The sequence below is a fragment of the Microseira wollei NIES-4236 genome, from assembly GCF_020521235.1.
Classification (GTDB): domain Bacteria; phylum Cyanobacteriota; class Cyanobacteriia; order Cyanobacteriales; family Aerosakkonemataceae; genus Microseira; species Microseira wollei.
Map to the genome: position 1 here is coordinate 1 of NZ_BLAY01000263.1, position 9,497 is coordinate 9,497.

Genomic DNA, 9,497 nt, shown 5'->3' on the forward strand with positions numbered 1-9,497 from the left:
GGGACACGGCACGATCAATTTTTGGTTTTGTGAGAAAGATGGTGGATGCCGTGTCCCTACATATCGATGGGGGTGCGATCAAAGATGGTCGCGGTAGGGACAAGGCACGATCAATTTTTGGTTTTGTCGGAAAGATGGTGGATGCCGTGTCCCTACATATCGATGGGGGTGTGATTTTTGTTGGTTTCTTGGGCAATCTTTGATTTTTTTTATTTCAGATTGTCGCGGTAGGGACACGGCATGATGAATTTTTGGTCTTGTCCGAAAGATGGCGGATGCCGTGTCCCGGCAGAGCGATGTGGGTATGGTGTAGGGACACGGCACGATCAATTTTTGGTTTTGTGAGAAAGATGGTGGATGCCGTGTCCCTACATATCGATGGGGGTGCGATCAAAGATGGTCGCGGTAGGGACAAGGCACGATCAATTTTTGGTTTTGTCGGAAAGATGGTGGATGCCGTGTCCCTACATATCGATGGGGGTGTGATTTTTGTGTTCTCTACTTTAATCCGCGCTCGCGCTCTATATTATAAATTGCTTTTTCCCAATACCAATCTTCTGGCATTCCGGGGTTTTTCTCCCTTTCTAACTCAACAAGTCGCCACGCTGTATCCCAATGACCGCCAACGAGTATCATTAGTCTTTGCTGTACTCTGAAACTCGGTCTGCCTCTCGGAATATCTCTGGATAAATATGCTTGTTTTGCTCGCATTTTGTTGCGGTATTGTTGCGATGCTTCTACTTTTTTAATTTCTGACAATGCTTGTTGATAACTTGCTATATTTCCTCGTTCCCGAAACAGATTGGCAGCATAGTTTAAATCTGCGTTCGCACTCGCATAATCGCCGGTTGCAGACCTGGCAATTCCCCGATGATAATATGCTTCGGCGTGGCTGGGTTTGAGTCTAATTGTTTGGTTAAAGTCTTCAATCGCACTCCAATTACTTTCTAATCTGGCATAAATTAACCCGCGATGAAAGTAAGCCTTGTCTTCTTGAGGATTGAGTTGGATTACCCAATCTAAGTCTCCAATCGCTCCACCGTAATCCCCTAACATTGATTTTTTCAGCGCTTCGTTGATGAATTCTTCAGGATTAAATGGGGGATTTTTGGTTTGATTTTCGCCAGCGGGGGGCGGTGGCTGAAGCTTTTTAATTGTTTCTATACACTGACGGCATTTAACAGCGTCTTTTTGTTCTAAATAGATTTCTGCTGCTTTTTTAAAGTTGGCGATCGCCGCCTGCACATTTCCCAATCTTTGGCAAGCAGTTCCTCGCAAACTATATGCTGGAGCATGGTTGGAATTGATGCGCGTCGCTTGCGTCGCATCTTCGATTGCTGCTGCAATATTTCCCAGCGCCAAATTGGTTAAACCTCGACCGCAGTAAGCGTTGATATGAGCGGGATGGATCTGCAAAACTTCGTTGTAGTCTTCAATTGCACCTGGCAAATCTCCGAAGTCAAAGCGCGTCACAGCTCTTTTGTAGTAGGCATCGCTAAATTGAGGATTCACCTTTAAAGCACGGCTAAATTCTTTAATTGCCCCCGCTAGGTCGCCTTGACGAGCTTTCTCTAACCCTAAGTTGTATAGTTCTTGATACATAACGGTTTCTCGGTAAAGTGTAATTAATCGCGCTATAGATAGATGTTTTTCGATATTAACCATGCAGTTTACCGACCGGCTCCTTAATTTTCCCTGTCTAGAGCAAGTCATCGATCGCTCTCCCTTGATTGTGGGGCCAAATACTTCTGTAATCGATGCGATTGATTTGATGATTAAAGCACGGAGGAACATTTGTCAAGTATCCAACTCAAATTCGTCCCCAGATTTGACTCCTAGCAGTCCAACCACAACCAGTTGTGTCTTGGTGGTGGAGGAGTCCCAGTTACTGGGGGTATTCACTGAGCGGGATGTAGTCAGGCTTACTGCGGCTTCTGTTGACTTATCTGGGGTGGCGATCGCCAAGGTGATGACGCGAGAAGTGATTACCCTCACCCTGTCGAATTATGACAACATCCTGACGGTATTGTCCCTATTGCGCCAGTATCAGATTCGCCATCTCCCCATTTTGGACGAGCGGGGTCAGTTGGTAGGAATTGTCACCCCCGAAAGTATTCTTGACCTCTCCCCAAAAGCTCATGAACTTCAGCGGATCGAGGAATCGCTGCTTGAGGGCGAAACCTATCGTTTGCTGTTTGAACATAACCCCCAGCCTATGTGGGTTTACGATCTAGAAACCCTCGCTTTTCTCGCAGTTAATCAGGCGGCAATTCATCACTATGGTTATTCTAAAGATGAGTTTCTTGCTATGACGATTGCCGACATTCGACCGCCTGAAGATATTCCAGTACTGCAAGAAAAAGTTGCTAACCTTGCTGTTGAAGGTTACGCCAATTCGGGTTTGTGGCGACATCAAAAGAAAGACGGAACGATTATTGATGTAGAAGTTACTTCTAATGCTTTAACTTTTTTAGGCAGACCCGCCAGGTTTGTTTTAGTCACGGATGTTACCGAGCGCCAGCTTGCCGAAAAGTCCCTGCGTCAGAGCGAAGATAAGTATCGCCGCATTTCGGAACTGACATCAGATTTCATTTATTCCTGCTACGTCACTCCGTCAGGGGCAATTATTGATGAATGGGCAACAGCCAATTTGAGCCGAATTACAGGTTATACTTTTGAGGAATTGCCAGGGGGTGAAAATGGTTGGTTGAATCTGGTTTATCCCGAGGATTTGTTAGTAGTCCGTCAGTTTATTAACGAACGAATTTCAACTAATCAAGCTGGGTCGCTGGAGTATCGAATTGTGACCAAACAAGGGGAAATTCGCTGGATTTGCGATCGCATACAACCCGAATGGGACGATGGCGAAGGGCGAGTGGTGCGGCTTCTCGGTGCGACAGAAGATATCACCTCGCGCAAGCAAGCAGAAGCAGCGCTGCGGGAAAACAACGATCGTCTCACTTTGGCGCTAGAGCTAGCCAAAATCGGCTCGTGGGATTGGAATATGCTGACAAACGAGACAATATGGACTTCCTACCACGAAACAATCTTTGGGTACGAACCCGGAACGCCTCGCCGTTCCTTCACCGACTGGTTTAACCGCATTCACCCGCAAGATATACCCCAGATTAAGGCATCAGCAAAAGCTGCGATCGCTTCACGACAGGATTTGGAGTGCGAGTACCGCGTTGTTTGGCCTGATGGTAGCATTCACTGGGTCGATTCCTTGGGTCGCTTTTATTACAATGCTCTGGGTGAGCCAACGCGCATGGTGGGGGTACTTTACGATATCAGCGATCGCAAAATTGCCCAAGAAGCTTTACATAATAGCCAAGAGCAATTGCAATCTGCAATCGCCGAATTGACTCGTTCCAACAAAGAACTCGAACAATTTGCCTACGCCGCCTCCCACGACTTGCAAGAACCTTTGCGGAAAATCAATAGTTTTGCCGAATTGCTCGCTCACGATTACCGCCAGCAATTGGATGAGATAGCCGACAAATACATTGATTACATCACCGATGGCGCCACCCGTATGCAAGCGCTGATCGAGGATTTATTGATCTATTCGCGCGTGGGGCGACAAGTGTTAAATAAACAACCAACTGATTTAAATACTGTGGGATCTCAGGTAATAATCGATCTCAGCTTTGCCATCTCAGAAAACAACGCTATTATTACCACAACCCCACTGCCTACATTGTCAGCCAATCCCGTCCAAATGGCACAATTATTTCAAAATTTAATCGCCAATGGCATTAAATTCCGCCGCGAATGCCCTCCGGAAATTCACATAGCAGCTACGTTGCAAAAACAACAATGGCTCATTTCCGTGCAAGATAACGGCATCGGCATCAAACCGGAATATATCGAGCGGATTTTCGCCATTTTCCAACGATTGCACAGCCGTTCTCGCTATCCTGGTAATGGCATTGGCTTAGCCTTGTGTCGTAAAATTGTCGAGCGTCATGGCGGACAAATTTGGCTAGAATCCGAACCAGGAAAAGGCACAATTTTCTATTTTACTATCCCGGCATGAAAAAATCTGTTCAATTGAACGGGAATGGCGAAGTGATTGCAGTGCTGGTAATTGAAGACGATCCGGGGGATGCAGATCTGATCGCGATCGTCTTTCAACGCCAGCGAGAGACGATTCAATTAAAAATTGTTCATGACGGGGAGGAAGCGATCGCTTACCTGCGTCAAACAGCCCATGAGGTGCTACCCGACCTAATTTTACTAGACCTCAATCTCCCCGGCAAAAGCGGACGCGAAGTATTGCAAGCAATCAAAAGCGACGAACAGCTTAAACAAATCCCAGTTGTTATCCTTACCGGATCAAAAGCGCCTGAAGAAGTTTTGACGAGCTACAAATTAGGAGCCAATGCCTACATCACAAAACCCGCCGGTTTGGCAGGATTTACAAATATTATCCAGTCTATAGACCATTTTTGGTTAACCTTAGTTCACCTGCCCCCTAATTTGAGGTAAAATTGTTAAAAATTTTGGAACAGAGGGGTTTGTTAAGTTTCTTCACTCATTCTTCCAATACGGGAGCAACTACTCCTGGTAAAATCCTCTAAATCGAAAAAATATCTAAAGATTGAATATAAAACCATGCTTAACGTCTCTGTCAGGATGCTTTTAATTGAGGACGACCAAGGAGATATAGATCTAATTCGGATTTATTTAGCCAAAGCTAAACAATTTTCCCCTCGCCTAGAAACCGCTACAAGCTTAGAAGAAGGACTCGACTGCCTACAGCAAGGAGGCATCGACATAGTTCTGAGCGACTTGACCTTACCAGATGCCCAAGGACTCGAAACTTTTCGTCAAATTCATACCCAGTTTCCAGACATACCAGTAATCATTCTCAGCGGACTAGATGACGAAGAAATCGCCGTGAGTGCCGTATCATTAGGGGCACAAGACTACCTGATTAAAGGCAAATTTAACCACTACTTGCTAGTTAGAGCCATCCGCTATGCCTTGGAACGGCATCAGCTATCCCAGACGCTCAAGCGACAGGTAATCGAGCTAGAGCAGACAAAACGCGCCGCAGAAGCCGCAAACAAGGCAAAAAGCGAGTTTTTGGCAAATATGACCCACGAACTGAGAACGCCGCTCAACGCCATCCTGGGTTTTACCCAACTGCTGAGTCGCGACCAAAACCTCAACTCCCAACAGCAGGAGCAATTACAAATTGTTAGTAAAAGCGGCGAGCATTTGCTGGAACTAATTAACGACGTTTTAACCATGTCCAAAATTGAAGCAGGAATGATCGAAATACATCCATCTTGCTTTAATTTGTACAATCTGATTGACTTCCTGCAAGATATGTTTCAACTTAGAGCCACATCCAAAGGCTTGCAAATAAATTTTAACATCAGTCCAGACTCGCCCCATTATATCGAAACTGATGAAAGCAGGTTACGTCAAATTTTAATCAATTTACTTTCAAATGCGATTAAATTTACTGAATCGGGCAGCGTCACGCTGCAAGTCAAACTGGGGAATCGGGAAAATTTTTCCGTTTCACCCATGACCAATAACCAATTACTAATGACATTTGAAATAGAAGATACAGGGTGCGGTATTGCGCCGGAAGATTTAGAGAAATTGTTTAAACCTTTTGTCCAAGGCGAAGCGGGGCGTCAGTCAGTAGGCGGAACGGGTTTAGGTTTGACAATTAGCCAATATTTTGCCCAATTAATGGGGGGAAATATCAAAATAGCAAGTCAAGTGGGTAAGGGAACAGTTGTTAGTTGCGAGATTCCGGTAACTACGGTGACGCCAGCAAACGCGGATGAGTTCCTACAAAAAGTGCGAAAACCGCGAGCAATCGCAGTAGCACCCAACCAACCCCAGTATCGCATTTTAGTCGTCGAAGATAAATGGGAAAGTCGTCACTTACTGGTGAAAATGCTATCACCGCTAGGCTTTGAAGTGTTTGAAGCCCAAAACGGTCAAGCTGGGATTGAACTGTGGGAAAAGATAGAACCTCAATTGATTCTGATGGATATGCGAATGCCCGTAATGGATGGGTATGAAGCGATCAAACGCATTAGATCTGATTTAAAAGGTCAAGCAACTGTGATTATTGCCTTGACTGCTAGCGTGCTGGAAGCAGGAAAAGAAATCACAATGGCAATGGGATGCAATGACTTTATTTCTAAACCGTTTCAAGAGGAGGTTTTATTAGAAAAAATTGCCGAGCATCTGGGAGTGCTTTATCTCTACGATTCTTCCCAACCTTGTTTGCAAGAGTCAGCCAAAGAAAATAGAATCATATCCGGCGAAGACTTAAAAATTATGCCTGACCAATGGCATCGGGATTTAAATCGGGCAGCGATTATGGGCGACGATGAAAATATTTTTGCCCTCCTCGAACAAATCCCCGACGAATATGGAGATATGAAAGCCACTTTAAAAGATTTAGTCGATGATTTTAGGTTTGAAATACTGGTGAATTTAACTGACAATTTGCTGGCATAATTTGCTAATAGCTAATCGCTAATCGCCAAAAGGCAATTAACAATTAGCTATTAGCAATTAGCAATATTGATATCATCTATTTTAGCTTCTACCATTGAGGCGTCGTTTATCGCGCACGCGACGCACGAACCACAAACATAGGAAATAGCTGCCAACGGAACAAAGGGAACCTACTACAAAACAACCTACCAACAAATCGGCTAAAAACTCAGTCCCCATTTGCATCATTCCTTGCCAGGAACTTATACTCTCACCCGCAAAAGATTGCTCCTGAGATCGCAACAGCCATCGACCGACATGGAAATTGAATGCATAAATTGGAATGGATGTCAAGGGATTGCTGACCCAAGTTGCGGCGGCGGCAACAATTTTATTGCCTTTAATTAAAGCGGCTAATAAGATAGCAGCAGCCATCTGGGTGGCGATGAGGGGAAACCACCCCGCGAACACACCCGCGGCAGCACCTCTAGCGATCGCTTCCGGACTGCCTCTAAGGCGCACAAAGCGCAAGTAAAAATAACGCCAGCGTCGCTGCCAATCCCGTTGGCTGCGTTTGCTCCGTCGTTGAGCAACTGATGTAGATTGGGAGGATTTATTAACCCTGCGCTGCCTCATGTTGTTAGAGCTCGGGGAGATGGGCGAAGTGCATTAGTCTTTAAGGTAAGCGATCGCTCGGCTTGTAGACCAGGCCAATTGAACGATCGGGATTAATTTCGATGACTAAATCCACCCAATCTGAGTTTCTCGCCATTGGCCCAATAAACAATTCTGGGTGGATAGACTTCCAGAAATACTCAACAAATCGATCCACCGTTTCATCGCTCATTCCGGATTTTCCGGTAGAAATCATTTGTTGTTCCGCTTGTCGTCGCCACTGCTGGGAAAGGTGATAATCCGTTGGCAAAAGCACGATCAAACTGTCTAATCGTTGCCATAAGGGTAAATAATCCTGCAATTTTGCGTTGGCATCGCGGGCAAATCTGCGGTCATCTGCGGTTACAATCGGCGGCGGTGCATTGTCGAAGGCGCTGGGATCGATAGGACGAACGCCGACAAACCACCCTTCAAACAGGACGATATCGATATTTTCCACAATTTCTGGTTGTGTGCGATCGCCTGCACCCCCCCAAGCAGATTTATCGAAGCGAGGCACTGCGATGGATTTGAGATTGTAGATTTCAGATTGCAGATTTGGATTTTCTTGCCCTCTGCGAAGTTGGTCTAAAACTTTTATACCTAAATCAATATCGTGGGTTCCGGGTGGCCCGCGCCAGATTAAGCGGGGGTCTTGCTGTTGCAACGCTAGGCGTTCGGGATAAGTTTTATACAAATCATCTAAGGAAAGACTCAGAGTACGGTATCCCAAGTGTTTGAGAATTAAAGTCAGAATCGCTGCTAGGGTGGTTTTGCCGGTTCCCTGTCCGCCTAAAATTCCTTGAATTAAAGGGCGTTGTAATTGCTTCCGGTGACTTGCTAGCTGCATCGCTAAAGGTAACCACTGGTTGAAGAGGGTTTCCAGCCAAGCTGGGTGCTGCTTTATACCTTTTGTTTGGCACAATTGAATCAGGTCTGGGTAGATTGTATGGAAGAGGTGCGATCGCAAACGTATCGCCTCCCTCACATTAGCTGGGGTAATGCCAAACGCTTTCGCCCTTAATTCATCCGCCAACGCCCAAGCTGCCAATTGTTCGATGGCGGATAAAGGTAGCGCTTCTGATGCGGTTAACTGTTGCAGGAACTGACTTAGTAATTCAGTCGTCATAGTCGATCAAGACCCCAATTTGAAAGCTTCCACAAACAAACTGTAAGTGAGGCCAATTTTGACTCCATTCAACATATCGATCGCCAGCGATCGCGTCCCTCCTCTGCGAGTTATGCTGTAACAAATCCAACTTGCAGCTTCAGTAAATATAACTAATAAACCGGCGGCGATAATATCCCACTCGGCGACTTGTCCGGCTGAGGTTGAAATCGCCGTTCCCAGAAAAATCCCGAACAGCAGGCTGATTACCATCAGGGATAGACGCCGCCAGGGGTTGCGAAGCCAGTCCGCCAGTCGAGCGCCGACAACATCGAGTAAATTGTTCAGACGGGTGTTTTGCATAAATTTTGCCTCAGAAAATCCGGACGCGGAGGATATGCCCTTGTATAGAGTATGTTTTTCACCTTAAAGTGCTTTCCATGCCACTGGGGATCTGGTATAACGAACAGGCAGTCTGTAAGGGCTTCAATATTAAGACTAATTATTAGTAAGGACTATGAAAATAAATTTACAGGTTTATGCTGCGGCTATTATTGCTACAGCATTTTTGCTCGTAATCTGGCAAGTAATGGGAGAATGGCAGTTCAGCATTACGGTTGAACCCCCAGAAGCCGAACTTCCACCCGTTCCAACCTCGTCCGAGGTGCTACCCGTTACCAAACCGGCTTCTAATTCCGCCTCCAACTCGACACCAGCGCCAACCTTGACGCAGCCCTTAGCAGCGACCAATCCAGCCAAGGCTCGTTCTAAAGCACCAGCGACAGCAGCAGGAACCTTGCGAGTCAGCAATCAAACCACTCATCCGGTTCGGTTAGCTTTGCTACCCGTGCAGTCTACCGCCAAATCTGGTAAGCAGCCAGCTTACGGCGTACCAGCACACTGGGATTTTGCCCCCGCAGAAGGGGGTAGCCGGGGATTGGTGTTGGCGCTACCCGATGGTAATCTGAAACTAAATCGGGGAGATGTTTTGGTGGCTTTTGCTCAAGATGGTTCTAGCCGCTACTGGGGGCCATATGTCGTAGGCGAGACAGGCGCGCCCGTATGGAATAATCAGAGATCTGAATGGCAGTTGATTTTGCAGCCTTGAATTCCCCATCAGATCTGTGGGGGCAGGGCATGATAAATATTTCGTTTACTCTCACCATGTTGCACCTGCCGTGCCCCTACCCCAAACCCTTTGTGGGGGCACGGCATGATAAATATTTCGTTTACTCTCACCATGTTGCACCTGCCGTGCCCC

Annotated in this window: 10 protein-coding genes; 5 read left to right on the top strand and 5 right to left on the bottom strand. The window is 46.3% G+C overall.

Annotated elements, in window-relative coordinates; translation table 11 throughout:
* Positions 1-203, top strand: a 203-nt coding sequence (locus MiSe_RS44805) for a hypothetical protein (RefSeq protein ID WP_226593098.1), incomplete at its 5' end; no start/stop codon positions are given.
* A gap of 11 nt (positions 204-214) precedes the next feature.
* Here the strand turns inward: MiSe_RS44805 and MiSe_RS44810 are convergent.
* Together MiSe_RS44810 and MiSe_RS44815 are read right to left on the bottom strand one after the other, a co-directional pair.
* Entirely contained in the window at positions 215-415 is a 201-nt protein-coding gene (locus tag MiSe_RS44810; protein WP_226593100.1) for a hypothetical protein, read from the bottom strand.
* Between the two features lie 83 nt (positions 416-498).
* A complete protein-coding gene (locus MiSe_RS44815) occupies positions 499-1,665 on the bottom strand; it encodes a tetratricopeptide repeat protein (protein WP_226593102.1) in 1,167 nt (388 codons plus the stop codon).
* On the opposite strand from MiSe_RS44815, the gene MiSe_RS44820 reads away from it, so the two are divergent.
* The 3 genes from MiSe_RS44820 (at position 1,664) to MiSe_RS44830 (ending at position 6,495) form a co-directional block, all read left to right on the top strand.
* Complete coding sequence (locus tag MiSe_RS44820; RefSeq protein WP_226593104.1) at positions 1,664-4,039, top strand: PAS domain-containing protein; 2,376 nt, start codon at positions 1,664-1,666, stop codon at positions 4,037-4,039. The two genes, MiSe_RS44815 and MiSe_RS44820, sit on opposite strands and share 2 nt — an antisense overlap.
* The gene (locus MiSe_RS44825) at positions 4,036-4,491 is read left to right on the top strand and encodes a response regulator (RefSeq protein ID WP_226593106.1); all 456 of its coding nucleotides are present in this window, start codon (positions 4,036-4,038) and stop codon (positions 4,489-4,491) included. The genes MiSe_RS44820 and MiSe_RS44825 overlap by 4 nt, the downstream gene beginning before the upstream one ends.
* A gap of 126 nt (positions 4,492-4,617) precedes the next feature.
* Positions 4,618-6,495: a hybrid sensor histidine kinase/response regulator gene (locus tag MiSe_RS44830; protein ID WP_226593108.1), complete on the top strand. Its 1,878-nt coding sequence runs from the start codon at positions 4,618-4,620 to the stop codon at positions 6,493-6,495.
* An 81-nt stretch (positions 6,496-6,576) separates the two neighbouring features.
* On the opposite strand, the gene MiSe_RS44835 is transcribed toward MiSe_RS44830, so the two are convergent.
* From MiSe_RS44835 to MiSe_RS44845, 3 genes are read right to left on the bottom strand one after another with little or no spacing between them, the layout of a single operon-like run.
* Positions 6,577-7,110 carry a DUF2062 domain-containing protein gene (locus MiSe_RS44835; RefSeq protein WP_226593110.1) on the bottom strand — a complete coding sequence of 178 codons (534 nt, stop codon included), beginning with the start codon at positions 7,108-7,110 and terminating at the stop codon, positions 6,577-6,579.
* Between the two features lie 40 nt (positions 7,111-7,150).
* Positions 7,151-8,257: a glycerate kinase gene (locus MiSe_RS44840; protein ID WP_226593112.1), complete on the bottom strand. Its 1,107-nt coding sequence runs from the start codon at positions 8,255-8,257 to the stop codon at positions 7,151-7,153.
* Between the two features lie 6 nt (positions 8,258-8,263).
* A complete protein-coding gene (locus MiSe_RS44845; protein WP_226593114.1) occupies positions 8,264-8,599 on the bottom strand; it encodes a DUF565 domain-containing protein in 336 nt (111 codons plus the stop codon).
* 154 nt (positions 8,600-8,753) lie between these two features.
* On the opposite strand from MiSe_RS44845, the gene MiSe_RS44850 reads away from it, so the two are divergent.
* Positions 8,754-9,344, top strand: coding sequence for a hypothetical protein (locus MiSe_RS44850; RefSeq protein ID WP_226593117.1), 591 nt, complete (start codon positions 8,754-8,756; stop codon positions 9,342-9,344).
* The last annotated feature ends 153 nt before the right edge of the window (positions 9,345-9,497 follow it).

Bases quoted from the DNA above. Each gene is read 5' to 3' on its own strand.
- MiSe_RS44815 (WP_226593102.1), bottom strand. From the start codon at position 1,665: ATGGTTAATATCGAAAAACATCTATCTATAGCGCGATTAATTACACTT.
- MiSe_RS44820 (WP_226593104.1), top strand. From the start codon at position 1,664: ATGCAGTTTACCGACCGGCTCCTTAATTTTCCCTGTCTAGAGCAAGTC.
- MiSe_RS44840 (WP_226593112.1), bottom strand. From the start codon at position 8,257: ATGACGACTGAATTACTAAGTCAGTTCCTGCAACAGTTAACCGCATCA.
- MiSe_RS44850 (WP_226593117.1), top strand. From the start codon at position 8,754: ATGAAAATAAATTTACAGGTTTATGCTGCGGCTATTATTGCTACAGCA.
- MiSe_RS44830 (WP_226593108.1), top strand. From the start codon at position 4,618: ATGCTTAACGTCTCTGTCAGGATGCTTTTAATTGAGGACGACCAAGGA.
- MiSe_RS44845 (WP_226593114.1), bottom strand. From the start codon at position 8,599: ATGCAAAACACCCGTCTGAACAATTTACTCGATGTTGTCGGCGCTCGA.
- MiSe_RS44835 (WP_226593110.1), bottom strand. From the start codon at position 7,110: ATGAGGCAGCGCAGGGTTAATAAATCCTCCCAATCTACATCAGTTGCT.
- MiSe_RS44825 (WP_226593106.1), top strand. From the start codon at position 4,036: ATGAAAAAATCTGTTCAATTGAACGGGAATGGCGAAGTGATTGCAGTG.